Origin of the sequence: Secundilactobacillus silagincola, assembly GCF_002583405.1 — a bacterium.
Taxonomy (GTDB): domain Bacteria; phylum Bacillota; class Bacilli; order Lactobacillales; family Lactobacillaceae; genus Secundilactobacillus; species Secundilactobacillus silagincola.
This window is the reverse complement of sequence record NZ_BCMJ01000003.1, coordinates 13,744-32,046: the sequence shown is the minus strand read 5'-3', so window position 1 is coordinate 32,046 and position 18,303 is coordinate 13,744. Positions and strand designations below refer to the sequence as shown.

Annotated in this window: 16 protein-coding genes; 3 read left to right on the top strand and 13 right to left on the bottom strand. The window is 40.8% G+C overall.

All coding sequences use genetic code 11. The annotated features are described in order from the left end of the window. Window positions 1-9 precede the first annotated feature (9 nt). From CES82_RS04060 to CES82_RS04005, 12 genes are all read right to left on the bottom strand, one after another. Window positions 10-1,020, bottom strand: coding sequence for a zinc-dependent alcohol dehydrogenase family protein (locus CES82_RS04060; protein ID WP_098824049.1), 1,011 nt, complete (start codon window positions 1,018-1,020; stop codon window positions 10-12). Window positions 1,021-1,031: 11 nt separating this feature from the next. Continuing rightward, window positions 1,032-1,928 (bottom strand): fructokinase ScrK, encoded by an 897-nt coding sequence (scrK, locus tag CES82_RS04055; RefSeq protein WP_098824048.1) that lies wholly within the window; start codon window positions 1,926-1,928, stop codon window positions 1,032-1,034. Window positions 1,929-2,116: 188 nt separating this feature from the next. Further along, a complete protein-coding gene (locus CES82_RS04050) occupies window positions 2,117-3,790 on the bottom strand; it encodes a glycoside hydrolase family 13 protein (protein WP_098824047.1) in 1,674 nt (557 codons plus the stop codon). Between the two features lie 48 nt (window positions 3,791-3,838). Next, a complete protein-coding gene (locus tag CES82_RS04045; RefSeq protein WP_098824046.1) occupies window positions 3,839-5,227 on the bottom strand; it encodes an SLC45 family MFS transporter in 1,389 nt (462 codons plus the stop codon). Window positions 5,228-5,618: 391 nt separating this feature from the next. Beyond that, entirely contained in the window at window positions 5,619-6,263 is a 645-nt protein-coding gene (locus CES82_RS04040; RefSeq protein ID WP_098824045.1) for a TetR/AcrR family transcriptional regulator, read from the bottom strand. An 11-nt stretch (window positions 6,264-6,274) separates the two neighbouring features. Beyond that, a complete protein-coding gene (locus tag CES82_RS04035; RefSeq protein WP_098824044.1) occupies window positions 6,275-7,420 on the bottom strand; it encodes an ABC transporter permease in 1,146 nt (381 codons plus the stop codon). Then, window positions 7,417-8,142, bottom strand: a complete 726-nt coding sequence (locus CES82_RS04030; protein ID WP_098824043.1) for an ABC transporter ATP-binding protein — start codon at window positions 8,140-8,142, stop codon at window positions 7,417-7,419. Before CES82_RS04030 ends, CES82_RS04035 begins: the two co-directional genes overlap by 4 nt. A 280-nt stretch (window positions 8,143-8,422) precedes the next feature. After that, window positions 8,423-8,923 (bottom strand): hypothetical protein, encoded by a 501-nt coding sequence (locus CES82_RS04025; RefSeq protein ID WP_098824042.1) that lies wholly within the window; start codon window positions 8,921-8,923, stop codon window positions 8,423-8,425. A 21-nt stretch (window positions 8,924-8,944) separates the two neighbouring features. After that, complete coding sequence (locus CES82_RS04020; RefSeq protein ID WP_098824041.1) at window positions 8,945-9,691, bottom strand: CAP domain-containing protein; 747 nt, start codon at window positions 9,689-9,691, stop codon at window positions 8,945-8,947. Window positions 9,692-9,795: 104 nt separating this feature from the next. Beyond that, the gene (locus CES82_RS04015) at window positions 9,796-10,530 is read right to left on the bottom strand and encodes a hypothetical protein (RefSeq protein ID WP_098824040.1); all 735 of its coding nucleotides are present in this window, start codon (window positions 10,528-10,530) and stop codon (window positions 9,796-9,798) included. A gap of 150 nt (window positions 10,531-10,680) precedes the next feature. After that, window positions 10,681-10,926, bottom strand: coding sequence for a YdeI/OmpD-associated family protein (locus CES82_RS04010; protein WP_098824039.1), 246 nt, complete (start codon window positions 10,924-10,926; stop codon window positions 10,681-10,683). 96 nt (window positions 10,927-11,022) lie between these two features. Beyond that, window positions 11,023-13,371 (bottom strand): NAD(P)H-dependent oxidoreductase, encoded by a 2,349-nt coding sequence (locus CES82_RS04005; RefSeq protein ID WP_098824038.1) that lies wholly within the window; start codon window positions 13,369-13,371, stop codon window positions 11,023-11,025. A gap of 171 nt (window positions 13,372-13,542) precedes the next feature. On the opposite strand from CES82_RS04005, the gene CES82_RS04000 reads away from it, so the two are divergent. Next, the gene (locus CES82_RS04000; protein ID WP_098824037.1) at window positions 13,543-14,454 is read left to right on the top strand and encodes a LysR family transcriptional regulator; all 912 of its coding nucleotides are present in this window, start codon (window positions 13,543-13,545) and stop codon (window positions 14,452-14,454) included. A gap of 13 nt (window positions 14,455-14,467) precedes the next feature. Here the strand turns inward: CES82_RS04000 and CES82_RS03995 are convergent, their stop codons facing one another. Next, window positions 14,468-15,091, bottom strand: a complete 624-nt coding sequence (locus CES82_RS03995) for a matrixin family metalloprotease (RefSeq protein ID WP_098824036.1) — start codon at window positions 15,089-15,091, stop codon at window positions 14,468-14,470. A gap of 711 nt (window positions 15,092-15,802) precedes the next feature. On the opposite strand from CES82_RS03995, the gene CES82_RS03990 reads away from it, so the two are divergent. Continuing rightward, complete coding sequence (locus tag CES82_RS03990; protein ID WP_098824035.1) at window positions 15,803-17,122, top strand: MFS transporter; 1,320 nt, start codon at window positions 15,803-15,805, stop codon at window positions 17,120-17,122. 204 nt (window positions 17,123-17,326) lie between these two features. Beyond that, window positions 17,327-18,187, top strand: a complete 861-nt coding sequence (locus tag CES82_RS03985) for a LysR family transcriptional regulator (protein WP_098824034.1) — start codon at window positions 17,327-17,329, stop codon at window positions 18,185-18,187. Window positions 18,188-18,303: the final 116 nt, after the last annotated feature.

Sequence of the window (18,303 nt, the reverse complement as noted above, 5' to 3'; positions counted from 1 at the left end):
AAAATTTTACTATCCTTCACTCACACTAACTTTCACAACCGCTTTCGAAACATCAGGAACCTTATCTTCCAATACATCAGCAACTTGTGTAAGTTCCAGCTCATGACTAATTAGTGGTAATGGATTAACTTTTCCACTGGCAAGAAGCGCAATTGCATCCTCAAATGCGTTTGGGTTAATGAATGAGCCTTGAATAGTCAATTGTTTTTGATAAACCTCATAGGTATTCATTTGGAAATACTGGTTAGGTTTACCTACTCCAAACATCAACACTTGTGCACCCTTACGAGTAGCCTCGACTGCTTCTTCTTGAGTCTGGGGCAAACCAACAGCTTCAATAACAACATCGTAGTCACTCGGAATTTTATCGCGTGTCGTGTTATAAATGTTGGTAACACCAAATTTATCCTTATTCAGTTTTAATTTAGAATCAATAATCCCAGCCAAGTCAACTTGGTAAGCACCATATGCTTGAAGAAGCTGAACAAACAACTGACCCATGAAACCATCGCCAATCACTAGTGTCTTTTGATACGGCGACAACTTTAAAAGTTGAACACCATGAACCGCACATGACAGGGGTTCAATAATAGCGCCAGCTTTTAATGACACACTATCAGGTAAATGATAAACCACCTGTGCTGGAGCAGTGAAATACTCTTCTAATCCACCGTCACGAGTGACACCAACAGCTGAAAGACTATCACATAATTCTGGCCGATCTGTTCGACAATAAAAGCACTTACCGCAGTATATGTTTGGATCGATAGTAACACGATCACCAACTTTAAAGTTTTCAACACCACTTCCTAAAGCTTCAACAATACCTGAATTTTCGTGTCCTAAAACGATTGGTGGAACTGCATTGGCTGAGCCTGGAAGACCGTTGTACAGAGCGTGGTCGGTCCCACAAATGCCGGCATAGGCTGTGTGAATTAAAATTTCATTCTCTTTGGGCTGGGGTTTATCATATTCCTTAATTTCCATTCTCTTAGTCCCAGTAAGTACTAAACTCTTCATACGTAATCTCCTTACAAAATTTCTAATCGGCTAACCCGATTAACCTCTTTCAAAGCTAAAGCAAAGTTACCAATTGTAGCAGAACCATTATTCTTCGCCAATGGCATAGTGATGTAGTCTTCCAAATCACCAACATCGATGTAATTATTCATTAAAACAGTGAATTCTTTACGAACCTTCTTCAGAAATTCTTCGCTGACGACCCCACCACCAAAAACAATCTTTTGTGGGCGAAGCTGCAATGTTGTCTGTAAAGCGGCCTGTGCAACATAGTAAGCCATAATGTCCCACACATGATCTGTTAATGGAATATCTTGGCCTTTCTTACCTAATCGTGCTTCAAAAGTTGGACCAGCAACCAATCCTTCTAAACAATCTCCGTGATATGGGCAGATGCCCTTGAAAGACAAATCATCCGGATGCCGCTTCAAACGGACATGACCAATCTCAGGATGGCCTAAGGTACCAATAAACTTGCCATCTAGTACCGTTCCAGCACCAACTCCGGTTCCAATAGTGTAATAGGTTAACGCTTCAAGTTTTTGATTAAGCCGCATTGCCAATATATACTCACCATATGCTGAACCGTTGACATCTGTTGTCCAATACATTGGAACGTCTAAGGCACTTCTTAACATGCCTAAGAAATTCGTATGAGACCAGCCAGGTTTGGGTGTATCTGTAACATAACCATAAAAAGTCGCATTTTTACGAATTTCAATTGGTCCAAATGAAGCAACTGAAATCCCTCGCAAATCAGAAAATTTCTTAAAGAAATTGATTGATTTTTGAATTGTTTCCCTTGGAGTTGTAGTCGGGTACTGTATTTTTTCTTGCACCTGGTATTGTTCATTTCCCACTGCAGCAACAAATTTGGTGCCACCTGCTTCAATACTCCCTAATAACATTCAATTCACCACTCTTTAAACTCTAATTTAATTCTGTGGTTGTTCAGTTTCAATAGCAGCTGAATAATCGCTGCGCTGCGCACACAAAATCGCCGAGAATTTAAATCCAGTCTCTCGACGATCTTTTGTTCGGGTTTATGATTTAGCTCTTTCATTTCTAAATTTAGGAACAAATTAGTTTAAAAGAATTAATCATTGATCAGATAAACTTTACTTTCGTATGGCCGTAACTCCTTGCCCTTATCATCATCGTAATTACTGATCACTAACTCATCGGCTTCTTGCTGACCATAATCGCGTTTAACAGTATCAGCAGTAAAGTTACTCATCACTAACAACGTCTTTCCTTGATAGTGACGACGATAGGCAAATACTTGCGCATCTTCGGGATCAATTTCTTCGTAAGTACCAAACTTGATCAAATCAGAATCATGACGGAGTTGAATTAGCTTTTGATAATGGTAGAAGACCGAATCCTTATCGTTAACTTCATTCTCGGTATTAATTTCCTTATAAGTAGGATTCAATGCAAACCAAGGCTTAACGTCGGAGAACCCGGCATTCTCACCATCATTCCATGGCATTGGCGTCCGCGCGTTATCTCGCGACATATTTGACAAATACTTCAACATCGTCGGTCCATCAACTAATTTCTTCTCGGTAACCAATTCACGGTAGGCGTTAATGGACTCTAAGTCTTCATACTGATCAATAGCTGTGTAATGTACGTTGGCCATCCCTAATTCTTCACCTTCGAAGACAAATGGTGTCCCCTGCATCATATGCAGCGTTGTTCCAAGCATTTTGGCAGCCCGAACACGATACTTAGGGTCATCGTTAGCAAATCTTGACACCGCTCTTGGCTGATCGTGGTTGTTCCAGTACAAACTGTTCCAACCTTTGCCATCTAAAGCTTTTTGCCAACGCGATAAGGCGTTCTTCAACTCAGGTAGTTTAACTGGTTGATCATTCCACTTACCAAGTCTTTTATCCGGATTCGGTTCCAAAGCAACGTGCTGAAACTGGAAGACCATGTTCAACTCATGACTGTCGAGACCAGTATAATTAATGGCATCCTCCGGCGTTGAACTTGGCATTTCACCCACTGTCATGACATCATAGTGAGAAAGTACTTTCTCGTTCATTTCTTGGAGATAATCGTTTAATTTAGGTCCATCGGCAACCAAGCCCTCGGTTAACGGATAAGTGCCGGGTTCTGGTGCATCAGGTAAACCAGCTGGCTTCGAAATTAAGTTAATAACATCCATTCTGAAACCATCGATTCCCTTATCCAACCAGAATCGCATGATATCCCAAACCGATTCTCTGACCTCAGGATTCTCCCAGTTTAAATCTGGTTGACCAGGCGCAAATAAGTGCAAATAGTATTGACCACGCTCTGGCACATATGTCCATGCACTGCCGCCAAAAGCAGCGTGCCAATTATTGGGTTCATGGCCATCAACTGGATCACGCCACATATAATAATCGGCATATTTATTATCTTTAGACTTTTTACTTTCCTGGAACCACTGATGTTGATCAGAAGTATGGTTAACGACTAAATCCATCAGTAATTTCAAGCCGTGAGCGTGAACTGCTTTCAATAAATCATCAAAGTCTGACATTGTGCCATATTCTGGTAGGATCTTCTTATAATCCGCAATATCATACCCATTATCTTTTAACGGCGATTGATAGATTGGGTTTAACCACAGCACATCAACGCCTAATTTTTTAAGGTAAGGTAACCGTTTAATAATCCCGTGCAGGTCACCAATACCATCATTGTTACTGTCTTGAAAACTTTGTGGGTAAATTTGATAAATTACGGCATTTTGCCACCATTTATTTTTAGTCAATTTAATTCCTCCTAAAAGGTATTATTCATTTTATAGAATCATTCATCGCTAAGCTGCTTGATCACTAATTCTTGAATGGATGAACCGAACGGAAAATGCACCCAGAATTAGCGAAACACCGCCGACCAAGAACATTGCGGGCATTGAGTGCCCAACCATTGGGAAAATGAAGAAGCTGCAAACTGATGCTACAATTTGTGGCAAGCAAATTGCACAGTTGAATAATCCTAAGTACGCACCTTCATTTTCACCATTCAAAGCTTCAGTTAACAAGGAGAACGGTTGAGTGTTCATTGTGATGTAGGTAATCCCAATCAAGCAAAATGGTAATACCAGTAACCACTTACTGTGAATGAAGAAAATGAGGATGAAACCTAAGGCACCAGCAAGAAGTCCAAATACGTACCAGTTCTTTCTGTGCTCTGGTTTCGTTCGGGCTTGAACTAAAAGACCAAATAGAACCGAGGCAACCGCCTGAATACAAGTGAGAACCCCATACCAGTTACCAGCAGCTTGATAACCTGCTGATGATGGGTTTGAAGTGTGCCATACATTTAGTGAAATTGCGCCAGCCGCGTAGGTCCAAGAGTATAGAATGGCAAACCAAGTAAAGAATTGAACAATCGAAATTTCCCAGAATACTCGAGGCGCTTTTTTAATCAAAGTCCAAAGACTTGGCTGTTTCTTCTGATTGGCTAAGTCAATGCCATGATACATCGCATATGTTTTGGGATCATATTCGTGTACTTTAGCAATCGTGTAAATTGATGTAATTAATAAAACTGCCGCTGCCAAGTAATAAGCCAACTTAACGGTGATAGGCACTTCACCCTTTGGCGCAGTATTCGATAAACCAATAAAGGCTAAGAAGAATGGCACCAGACTTGCTAACACACCACCCATGTTGGAAAATGACTGCTGCCATGACCAAGCCATGTCTTTCTGGTCTTCATTGACCATATCACCAATGACCATCTTGAATGGTTGCATACAAACATTGGAAGAGAGATCCATGAACAGTGTTGCGATGGCTGCAAACCAAAGAGCTGCTGTTGACGCATAGCCAAATCCAAATGAACCAGCGTTAGGAAGTAAAACCAAAACAATTGCTGCAACTGGAGCGCCAACTAATAGATAAGGCATTCTTCTTCCGAAACGGGTCCAAGTTCGATCTGAATATTTCCCAATTAATGGCTGAATGATCATTCCGGCCAAGGGCGGCAAAATGAAGAAAAATCCTAGATTGTTGGGATTAGCTCCTATAGTCTGAAAAATTCGACCCATTTGGGATTGTTGCAATGAGAAAGCCATATTGACCCCGAAGAACCCAAATGTCATTGCGAAAATAGTACTCAGTTTTAATTTTGGCAAGTGAGAAGTGACATTTTTTGACTCGGTTTTGACATCATCGTTACCCGCCACTGCGTTTGTTTCCATTGTATTTCCTCCTCAAATTATGGATATCAAACATGGACGTCGTTAGTAGTTGATCCACAAAATTTATTATAAAGTAAACGTTTACATTTAATATGCTAACATCTTATGCAATCGTTTGCAAATACCATTTATAAAGTGTTTGTACTTATACTGGCATAAAATGTATTGATTATTAAAAAATTATAATAGAAGTACTTAATAATGCATTTTATACATTCCAAATGTCATTGGGTTTCCTTATATATCCGGATTATATTTCCACTTAGCAGAAAACAAGATTGTACCATAAGCTCTGTGCGGCTTTAGTTTCACTTTCAGTGTAAATAAAAAGTTCTGATATCGCTCGATTTTCATCGATTAATATCAGAACTAATCTTAGATTGTTTCGTTATTATTTCTTACTCAACGCCCTCACAATCAAATCCTCAATGGTTTGCAAATCGGCATCTTCATCAACTGTCATATCAGGCAGTACAATTTGACGCTGAAGAAAATAAATCATCAGTTGACCAGCAATCGTCCGCAGAACGGCTGCCGGCGTCAAACCGGCTTGTAAATCTCCGCTCTTTTTAAGAGTGTCATAAACATAATCGATAAACATTGATGCTGTTTCACTGATAAAATGATTAAACGTTGTTCTTGTATCAGTGTTGGTCATCACCTGCGTGAAGAAAATCATGACCACCTCTTTGTTTTGCTTCAAAAAGGCATATCGATCACGGATGAGAAAACGAACGGTTTGTCTTAACGTCGTGGTTTCAGGAATATCAGCCAAGAAATCTTCCCGATATTCAGGCAGCAAGTTTTTGATCATGGGTTCCAAGATAGCCTGTAATAGATCATCCTTGGTTTTGAAATACTTAAAAATCGTTGCTTGGCTAATTCCCGCATGTTGAGCAATTGCCATAGTTGATGTGCCATCGTAACCCTGTTTAGAAAACAACTCCAGCGCTGAAAGCATGGCTGAACGTTTCCCCTTAGGCATGTCCTGTTCCTTTAACCAGTCACGGTAACTGGCAGAAATTTCTTCTTTCAAGCTGATTCCCCCTATACTTTACGATAGCGCTTGAGACCTCTTACATTTAAAAAGGTTAGCACAACTAAGAAGATAAGCAAGACGCTAATATCAAGCCCGAAGGAAAACAGGCTCTTCCCCTGCATCATAATGCCGGTCACAGCATCACCGGAATACTTGATCGGAATAATATAGGAAATATCTTGAATCCAACTGGCCATGGAATCCATCGGAATGATACCGGAGAAAAAGACTTGAGGAATGATAAGTATCGGTATAAACTGCATCATCTGGAATTCGGAATTGGCAAAAGTCGATAATAGAATCCCAAATGCCAGCGCAACCAACGCTAATATTAGATTAATCACAATAATGCTGATCACACTGCCCACAACTTCCACTCCCAGCAACCAAATCGTGGCCATGACAATGAGGATCGTTTGGAAAATTGCTAAAATACCATAACTGGCCATGTAGCCAAAGACGATTTCTGATCGTCTAACTGGCGTTGCTAATAGCCGAGATAGTGTGCCACTAGTCCGTTCTTTTAAGAGTGCCATACCTGAAATTAGGAAAACGAAGAAGAAAACAAAGAAGCCCATTAAAACTGGTAGCATTTTATCAAAGAAGCCAGTACTGGAATCACCGTAAACATAGTGATTGGTAATTTGCGGAGTAGTTGCCTTCTTTTGAGTTGGCATTTGACTCTGTAGCTGTCTTTGAGCCTGAACTGGCAACGTTGCTTGCAACTTACCAATGGTCTTTTGGGCAACACCCAACTGTGACTTCATTTGATTAATATTAGTTTGTGTTAACGCTGATTTAAACGCCATTTTGACAGCCGAAGTCTTGCTGGAATCGGTATTGGCGTACGTCAAACTATAATCATTATCGGTTTTATGGATAATAGCATCGATTTTGTCAGCCTTCATCGCTTTTTTAGCGTTTGCTTCATTTGCGTAATGATGAACGGTGACATGCTTAACTTGATCTAAATTAGTCGAAACACTGGAAGTAACACCAACGGTTCCTACTTCTACGTTTGTAGTGGAGTTAGCGGTAAAAATAACACTCATTAACCACAACACTAGGATTGGTGCCAGAAACATCAACGCTAATGACCGTTTATCACGAATCATCTCAGTTAAAACCCGTTTCATAATTGCAAATGTTCTCATTGTAATTCACCTTCCGCTTTTAAGAATACGTCTTCAATCGAATCCACTCTATATTGAGTTTTAAGGACTACTGGTTCATTAAAGGCAATCACTTTGCCACCCAGCAATAACGCTACCTTATCAGTCAATTCTGCTTCATCCATCACGTGGGTGGTAATCAGGATGCTGCGACCTTCATCACGAATACTACCCAGTTCTCGCCAAATTTGACGGCGTAAAGCTGGATCAATACCGACAGTTGGTTCATCCAAAACTAACAGCTCAGGGTTCCCTAATAGCGCAATCGACAGTGACAATCGCCGCATCATCCCCCCAGAATAGCCACTCACCCGTTTGTCCAGGTCATCCTGCAGGTCAACCACTTTCGCGACGTGTTCAATTGAAGTCTTTATTTCAGATTTCTTGATGCCTTTCATTTGAGCAAAAAATTTAAGATTTTCTCGACCCGACAGCGAATCATACAGTGCATCCGTTTGAGCCATATACCCAATCCGCGATAGCAGCTTTCGGTTAGGCATCACCTGACCAAAGACCGTTGCGCTGCCGCCATCCGCGACTTCCATGCCCAACGCTGTTTTGATAACCGTTGATTTACCAGCGCCTGATGGGCCGATTAAACCCACGATTTGTTTGGGCATAACCGCTAAATTAACATCCTTTAAAACGGTTTGCTTGCCAAACTTTTTAACTAAGTGTTTCAAATCAATAATTGCATCCGCCATTTTGATTCCTCCATTCAAGGTAAGTGATTGATTACTCACCAGTGAGTATACACTCACTTTCAAAAAAAGACAACTAAAAAAGTTCGTTGATAATACACCTTTCCCTTGGTCATGACTCATCGATTCAATCAAAGCATCTGAGAAGCACCTCTCCGTGGCCAATCAAAGGGGAATCGCAAAGTACATAAGTTGTCCAAAATAAAAGCAGTGCATCCGGAATTCCTACCGAATGCACTGCTTGATGTAATCCTGTAATGAAATAATGGTTAACCCTTTAAGTTTACAACGCACCTAAAGCGTACTTGTTTCTAGCTTGCCCCTTATACAACCAGTTGGAATAACTCTTGATAGTACCCAATTGCATTTTGGTTGCTTTGCCCTTTTTATTTAAGGTTAAATAAGTCTTAAATCGTAACTTTTTGCCACTTAATTGAACTTTATAGTAAATAACAGCATCTGCAGTACTCTTGACGTAATAGTATTTTGAGCCCTTAACATGATGGTAGGCTGCTTTGTTTGTCCATAATGGATTGCCTGTTTGACGAACAATTACAGTTAAATCAGACTTTCCGCCAATGAAATATTGCTGAATCGTCTCAGTATCACCAAATGCAGTTGGTCCAGTATAGTTGGTCTTTGAACGCCATTTCCCTTGCAATGCAGTCGGTACACCTTTTGTCCATTTTGTTTTAGCGCTTGCAGATTGTGAAGTTGCGATTGCACCTGTGATAGCTATAACAAAGACTACTAAAATGATTTTGAAATTTTTTCCTAATTTCATAGCTAATAACTCCCTTTCATTCTAATTTAACTCAAACACCGTGTAATATTTACTACCTGAATGAACAGTACTAATACCAACCACCTCATAATTGTTCCAAGTGACATCAAAACTGTCACCTTTTAACCATAATTGCAGATTTTTAGTTGCCGCTTCCTTGTTAGTATTATAGAGATAACTTCCAGCTCCCCATAATTCTTGATCTAGGGATAGACCTAATTTCTTTGCTAAAATTCCTGCCTGAAAGTTTTTCTGAGACACAAAGTTACTTGGATTTTTTGCAAATTTATTAGCTTCAGGAACAGCAATTTTACTTTGGAGATTAGCATCAACCTTTAGCGGCAGTTGTGCATTCTTCTTACGAAGAGAATTAATTTCATTTAACAAGTCGGCATTATACTTAGCGACACTAAATTTTTCTTTCGGTGTAAACTTTTTGAAATAACCATGCCAAGCCCAACCCGTTTTTCCATTTGCTGTTTCAAATTTGTAATATACCGTCTTTTTACCATTTTTTGTTATGTGTGCGGCATAATAACCTGTAACCACTTTACCAAATGACTTCATGGTCCCTTTTTTATGAGTTAGTTTGCCATTCGTATAGACCGTCGCTTTTTGATTCACTGTGTACGAAGCATCCTTAATATTCGAATATGAACGTAACTTAGTGCTGGCATTCCCGACAGTTGGTGTAACAGCCAATGCTGCAAATAAAACGGCCACACCTAATATCATCATACTTACTCGCTTAAACAAATATTTCTTCATTAAAAACCAAACCTTCCCAAATAGATTTATTTTACGTTTATGAAGGTATCACTCACGCGCGACAAGCAATGTCGTTTTAAGAACAACTTATCTGCATGACATCATTATTTCGTTAAGATATCCGTCCAATTACTGTCTTGGCTGCCGAATCCCCATCCAAACTCTTTTGTTTTAGCGTTTAACAATAAACTTTGTGTAGATAATTCTAGGCCATCAGTAAAGAAACTATCTATGTCTGTATAATCCAGAAAAATTGGGTCTACTCCAAACGTAGAACCCTGCATACTTTCTTCCACACCGCCGACATCTACTCCAAGTGGCTTGGCAGAATCCTCTAAAGTCGTATTTTCCCAAGCAGTCTCATTATCCATAAGTAATGTTCTGACATCCGCAAGTTGATCTAGCTGCGCATTCAGTTTAATTTGTGGTCGATTCTTTGCTAACCTTTTTTTATTAATATATTTGAGCATGACATTTCTAAAACGATTTTCATTTCCAGCTTTCCCTAAATCTTTCAGAAAGTTGCCACTCCAAGCCCAAGCAGTCTTACTTGCTTTTCCATATCGATACTTGTAATAAATTGCTTTCTTACCATTCCTAGTGACGTGCACAGCATAATACACCGTAACGGCATCGCCTGCATCCATTGTTCCTATCTTGTGACTTAACTTGCCTGTTGAATACATATTGCCATAATCAGTAGTAAAGTACCTTGCATTCTTAACATTCTGATAGTACCTTACCGTAGTTTTTGCGCTAACTTGAATATTGGTTATTGAAAACAATGCAATGGCACTCAAAAAGACTGTTAATGCTAAAACACTAAATCTTGACTTCATGACAACTCCCACCTTTCTAATACTTTATACTAATAGTTATATCACTTGTGCCTGACATCTAGTGTCGTTCTGGAAATAGAAATTCTTTTTCATTAATTATTTTTATTGGTCAAAAAAAGAACTTCAATTGATCTGAAGTTCTTCATTCTGTTACTTTTTCAGCCGCGAATCATAAGCTCGCTTAGATTTATACCCTGCCTTAAAAACCGTCTCCATCACTTCAATGTGCCGAGTTTTCGTTGCTTCGGCTTTTGCACCGAAAACAAATCGCGCCCACTCCCGCTGATACCCAGGCGTTAAGTCATTGAAGAATTGTTGCAGTGCTGGTTCTCCAGCCAATATTCCTGCTACGGCCGGAATATCTTTTTCGTAATCCGCTAATGGTTTTTGCGCCATTTTGATTCCTCCTCCGCTTTAACAATGAATTCAGTATATCATTAATTTCAAATTAAAAAAGAACCCAGCGTATTGGGCTCTTTGACATACTTACGGTTAGGAATGACATTTACTTAATGCATCCTTAACCGCGTTTTTGATTGCACGACTAGAAGACGATGCACCCGAAACTGCATCTACATCCGCAGTGTTTTGTGCCACGATTCGTTTAGGTAATTGTGTCAGTGCTTCAGTTGCAACGTCACCACTTTCATGCTGGCGAACGATTTCAACGTCATTGATACGCGCATTTTCCACCGTAACTCGCACAACAACCTGACCGCCAATTCCTTCATTGCTTTGACCCAGATACTGATTTGATCCTAAATCAATACTAGCTAAATCATCATTTTCGGCAATATCATTATGTCCAAATTTTGGCAAAGCACGTTTTAGTTCAGTTTGACTTGACGTCTTAGATTCCGCTGCATTTTCACCAGCAATCTTTCCAAAAATCAAACACTCAGCTAAGTTACCGCCTGCTTGATACATATTCGCGTTAATCCCGCCAAGTTCACCCGCACTGTATAAATGTGGAATAACAGCACCATTGGCAGCCAAAACTTCAGCCTTGGCATTGCGTTGCGGTCCACCCTGCGTATTTAAGACATCGTGATTTACCGCCACTGCATAATACGGACCTTGATCACTAAATGCACGCAGCGAATCCTTATCACGGCCAAACTGAAAATCTTCTCCCGCGTCAGCAAACTGGTTAAACTGATGAACTGTTTGACTTAAAATTTGCGGATCTGCATCAATCCTCTGTGCTAATTCTTCAATTGTTGACCCAGAAATGACTTGGTCGAACCAATCAGTGTACGGACTCTTATCATCAGCTTTAAGTGCCTGCCACTGTGCGTCATCAAACACGAGGTGCGGATGTTCGTTCGGACGGACAACGTGCCACTGTCCCTGTTCGTAAACGTGACCGTGCCGGTTTTGTTCATCTTCCTTCGTGTATCGGCTCCCGTCATCACCAGCTAAAAAGATGGCACCCGTGAACAATTTCGTATACGTCGGGTTAATATAATGACCGCGTTCACCATCTGGGACAGTAAAGACCATTCCGTTAAGGATTCCTAAAGCTTCATAGTTGCTCATGTGCCACAATTTCGCACCGATTTCTTCACCCATACGAATACCATCACCCTGGTTATATAACGTTCCCAGCGGAGTTAAGTGAGTCGCACCCAGGAAGTTTTGAATCATATCACGATTGTTTTCAAAACCGCCAACCGTCAATACAACACCATTTACGGCTCTAATATTCAACAACTCGCCATTCCGTTCAACTTGCGCACCCAAAATCATCTTCGAATCTGGATCTTGAATTAAGTGTTTAGCTGGTGAATTCAACCAAATATCAATCTGCTCCTGCCGATCAAGGACTTGCTGCCTTAATACTTTCCACAGCGATGCATCAAAGATGCCTTTATGAACTAGTGTGAAATCAACCGTTTCGTGTCCTTCAAATTCAGGATATTCTGGTAACGTATAATTGATCAAATGCAGATCATTCTTTGCTGATACTGGCTTAACATTAAGGTATTTTTCTAAATATTCGGGTAACTGCGTCATTCCTTTAACGTAGGTTTCTAGCATCTCTTCATCGTAATCTTTGGGTGCATATAAAGACTTATAGTAAGCGAGAAGTTGATCATAATTTTCACCGCTATTCAATAATTGGGCGGCATAACGAGTATTGCCACCTTCATGCCCCAATGGTGCAGCGTCGACTAATAGCACTTTCGAACCGTTATCAGCGGCGAATCGAGCAGCGGTTGCTCCGGCACCCCCAAAACCAATCACTAAATTATCGTACACTGCATCCCACTTAATCGCATCAACCAGATCGCCACCTTGATGCGTAACCGTCTTAACGTAGTCCACGAATGCAGTTACACAAGTTGCCATCCATTCAACGCTTTGAGTATCCTTCAAATCACCATTTTCATTAAAGGCATCCGGCGCATTCGATAATAAGAATTGGTGTCCTGGCATAATAAAGGCGTCTACCCCAGGTGCGTCTAGTACTTGGCGAATGTTAATCTGGGCTAAATCCGTTCCTTGTCTACCCAAAGAAACTCCAACAATCATTACCGGTTTCCCAGTAAATGGATGCACGCTATACGATAACCATTCGATAGCACTCTTCAGTGCAGCAGTCATCCCATGATCATATTCTGGAGTGGAGATAATCACACCATCAGCTTCCTGGATAACTTTTGCAAATTCCGATACCACTTTTGGCGTTTCCGTTGACGATTCATTGAATAACGGCAAGTCTTTGATCTCTAGAATATTAATTTCAATCTCTGAAGCGTAATAACGTTTCATAAAGTTCAGTAAAATTCGATTATAGGAAAACTCGGCATTAGTACCGACAATAGCAGCTAGTTTCATTTTATATCCCTCTTTGTTATTGATTTCACATATTATTATCACTGGTCAAACGGCCCTTGTAAAATGCCTTTTAAAAGATAATAATATTACTATTCAGTTATTGAAAATGTCCATTTTTAAGAACTATCTTCTTATACCTAACCTTGTCAGAACAAAAAGGACTGGAATATCATGAATTCAAACTTATTATTCTTTTTACAAGCCATTCAAGAAACTGGCAGTATTTCGGAAACAGCGCATCAATTATACGTGACGCAACCCTATGTCAGCCGTATCATCAAAGAAGCTGAGAAGAAATACGATGTGACGCTACTGGTGCGTGAACATCACCCCATAACGCTAACCATCGCCGGACGTAAACTACTGGAATACCTCCGCTCCTCTCAGCAACTTCAAAAGAATATGCAACGCGAAATGGCTGCCTTAGCCAAACATCAAACTGACTATCTGACGATCTGTACCAACGCTTCGTTTGGTCACGATTGGTATGCTGAAATCCTACAACACTACCTGGCTAAACAGCCCAATACGGTGCTCAAAACGGTTGAACTTCCCTATCAGGAAGCTGAGAAGCAGTTACGTTCTGGGATGGTTGACGTGGTCATCGATAAGCCAATTAACGACGAGCAATTTAAATACCTTCACATCGTAGATTTTTCAGTGCTTTTAATTATTCCAGCAAATTCTCCTATATACAGGCCTAACTGTACTTGGCGGGATTACCGAGTCTTAGACCTCAAACAACTTAATAATCAGTCATTCATCAACGTTAATGAAGGCTCATCTTTTCAACAAATGGTCGATACAAAATTGCTCACACTAAATATTGCTATTAAACCAACTCTGCAAGTAACTAACTTACAAACGGCTACAATTCTAGCTTTTAATCAGTTGGGAATAACTTTCGCACCCGATTTAGTTCTGCGGACTTCTCAACTCATTCCCGAAAATAACGTGAATATCATTCGGATGCCACGAGAAGTCATGTTCTTTGACTTTGGTGTCAACGTCCCTCAACGAATGGTCGATAGTCCACTAATAAAGAGCTTAGTGTCGGCAATAAAAGAAACCATTCAACTCTAAGCCATTATCCTCATTAACCATCACTATCGCTTACCAGTACCGGTACCACCGTCTCTGATTCAAAGGGCGTCTTAAATAAACGATCCCCCACTTGATTCGTAATCAGATCCTTGTTAGCGGTACTAGAGGTTATTGCCGGTGAATTAATAAAGTACTGGCTTGCAGGAATACTGTACAGATTCCGAACATTCTTTACATCAACCGGTTGTACACTGACATACCGCGTTGTTTTGTACATCACACTTTGCTTACTGGGATTATGTGCTAGACCCATTGCGTGACCCAACTCATGCTCAGCCACATTCACCCGCTGACTAGTGGTATACCCGTTACTTTTCAGTAGTGTGTGAACAAGGTGGAGTTTCACACTGATAATCCGCTTGGTATTATCATGGTCAACGTACGCCACACCGACAAAATTTTCCTTGATCAGTGTTGCCTCGTTACTCTGAGCCGGAATAATGGTGATTTGAGCAGGTCCTGAAACAATCTTAAATTTAAAGACTTTTTTGGAATTCCACGTATTAATGGCTCGAGTCCAAACTTGAGAATAATATGTTCCAACTTTGATTTGGACAGTTGCCTGATTAGTTTCAAACCGCCACGGATTGACGACAGGGAGACGCCCCGAGGGCAACCCTACTGAGACTTAGCATGGTCAGAATCAGAACAATGCTAGTCATAACTATTTTTTTGAGCATCATTTTCACTTTCTCTCTTTGCTGGTCACAAGAATTCAATATACATTACTGAATACCTCTGGCAAACTATATTTTACTTAATTTAAGTGAAAAGTCCAAAAAATAGCTTGAAAAAATCAAGTGCTTTTGTTTGCAGGTAAAATTAAAAATTGATAAAATGCAGGCGTAATCAATTCAGTGGATTGATTACTCAAAGACAGTAGTAGCCTGCTACTTCTCTTTCATTTTACTAATCTGTGCTACTCCCCCCATACAGTGACCTCTTACGTTGATACTGTTTCTAGCATGGATTGGCTAGTTGACGTTTCCAAACTACTGTCCCAGTTTGGAGCATTGACTGAATCATAATCTTTCAGCATTCTCGCTGAGACGATATTTAAGCAACTCGCCTCCCTATCCCTAAGACGAGCTGCTTTTTATATTCACAAATGATCCTCTTCTAATAAAATAATTAAATTTTTAATCAATTTGCCATTTACTTTTAATTTTCACTCTGGTATAGTTTCAATATTCTCTAAAGTCGAGGTCGCCTAATTCTTATCAACTAGCCATCCCCGATTTTTTTATGGAAATCTGCAGAAAGGAATCACAACACATATTGTCAATGAATTAATCACCTAAATTTAGGAAACTGGAGTGACATACATATGGAAAATACAACACCAGCGTTAACAAGCTCTACTAGTACCACTATCGAAAGAGATCCAGTAAAAACCGTTATTTTAGCGTCAATGATTGGTACTGCCATTGAATTCTTTGATTTTTACGCTTATGGCACCGCTGCAGCGACTTACTTTCCAAAGATTTTCTTCCCAGAAGTAACCCCAACCATTGCCATGATTCTGAGTCTTTTAACCTTTGGTGTGGCCTTCGTCGCTCGCCCATTGGGTTCCCTGATCTTCGGCCACTTTGGTGATAAATTGGGCCGCAAACGTTCACTGGTGGTTTCGCTATTATTGATGGGTGTTTCTACCGTCCTCATTGGTTTCTTGCCAGGATACGCCTCACTTGGCATGGCCTCCATCGTTCTACTCTGCCTCTGCCGTTTCATCCAAGGCATTGGTCTTGGTGGTGAATGGTCAGGTGCCGTTTTAGTTGCAACTGAAAACGCACCTAAGAATAAGCGGGCCCTCTTCGGTGCCTTCCCAGAACTAGGTGCCCCAATCGGTTTCTTCTTGTGCAACGGGTTATATTACATCCTTGAAACGGTTCTGACACCAACTCAGATGGCTGCCTTTGGCTGGCGCGTTCCTTTCCTTGCATCCGCTGTCCTCGTGGTTGTTGGTTTGTGGGTTCGCCGTCGGATGCAAGAAACACCCCTCTTCCGGATGGCTCAGGAAAAACAAACTGTTACCAAAGCACCACTGGTTCAAGTATTTCGTAAAAACTGGCGTCAAGTTTTGCAAGGTACTTTGACCATGTCCGTTTCATACACTTTTTTCTTCCTATTATCTACTTGGTCATTGAGCTATGCGACCACTGCATTAGGTTTCTCCAACAAGGAATGGTTATTACTCTTAATGGGATCCATCATCGTCTTTGGTGCGATGATCCTTTACTCATCAATCATGGCGGATAAGTTTGGTCGTAAGAAAGTGCTGATGCTTGGTACTGGCCTCATCGTGGCCTTTGCTATTGCCTTCCCATTCTTCTTGAACGGTCAGCATAACTTATTTGGTAGCTTATTCTTCTTAGTTGCTGGCTTCCTCGCAATGGGCGTTGTTTACGGTCCTGTGGCAGCCTTGTTACCAGAACTCTTCCCAACTGCCACTCGTTATTCAGGTGCCGGTATTGCTTATAACGCTTCTGCTATCTTAGGCGCTGCCTTCGCGCCAACGATTGCTTCGTGGCTGGTTGGCCAATGGGGCATTCACGCGGTTGGTGTTTACCTCGCATTAATGGCATTCGTTTCATTCTTAGCTTTAGCAACTACTAAGGAAACAAAAGAAATGGATTATACAAAATAAGCATAAATGAAAGTCGCGGCACACCTTAAAGGTGGTTCGCGGCTTTTTTAATTGCGTGCAGTTTAACAAATTTAATTATAGCCCTTTCAAATGACCCTTCATTTCGCCGTAATTACGCAGTAGCATCGGGGTTTGAACTAACGTTAAATTTGACAGAAAGCGTGATAAAATAGACTCATTCATTAACATCTTGGAGGTGTTTTAGTGGAAACTCAAAAACTGCAGGCTTTCATCACCGTAGCAGCTACCAGAAGCTATACTGAAGCCGCTGAACGTCTATATACCACGCAAGCAACCGTTTCAAAACAAATCTTATCCCTTGAAAAAGAATGGGGCGTCACCCTCTTCTCTAGAGCACATCACCAAGTTCAGCTCACTACTATGGGTAAAACGTTGCTACCAAAAGCTCAAGCTGTAGTAACTGCTGCTAACGATCTGAATGCCTTGATAGCCAAACAAGATGAGTCTCTCAAACTCATGACGATACCTTCCATTTCAGGATATCGAGCCTTCAACCGGATTGCTAGTTACCACCGCCTTCATCCGGAAGTGAACTTGCAACTGACCGAAATTGAAAATGATGCCGTAGATAATGCACTAAAAAACGACACTGCTGACATTGTTTTCACACGGTTGTTTGCCAAACCAAACGAGTATGTTGAATCCTGTGTCAGTGAAACTGATGAATTTTGCGTCGTATTGCCGAAAAAGTCACCCCTTGCTGGTAAAACGACACTTCAAGCCATCGACCTTGCTAACAGCGACTTACTGCTACTGGGTGAGTCTACCTATACCTATCAACCCATCCAGCAACTCTTTGATGAAGCTGGAATAACCCCCAAGATCACCTATAAGGGTCAGCGAATTGACTTGATTCTCGGCATGATCAGCCGAGGGTTCGGCCTATCCATTATGATGAAAAAGACCGTTGACCTTACGGATTTCCCAGATTTAACTACTATTAAATTAGTCCCTACTGTGAGTTCTCAATTAGCCTTTTTGCGAAAATCCGGTCGCCACAGTCATGCTAGTGACAGCTTCTGGAACTTTATTCAGCAAAAATAGCCTCCCATTTTTTGTTATCCAACGACTATTCCAATTTGGCATACTCAGTCATCTATTCTGAATTGTTCCACCTCCTCACTCCCCATATAATTTAAATATAAGGAAACGGAGGAATG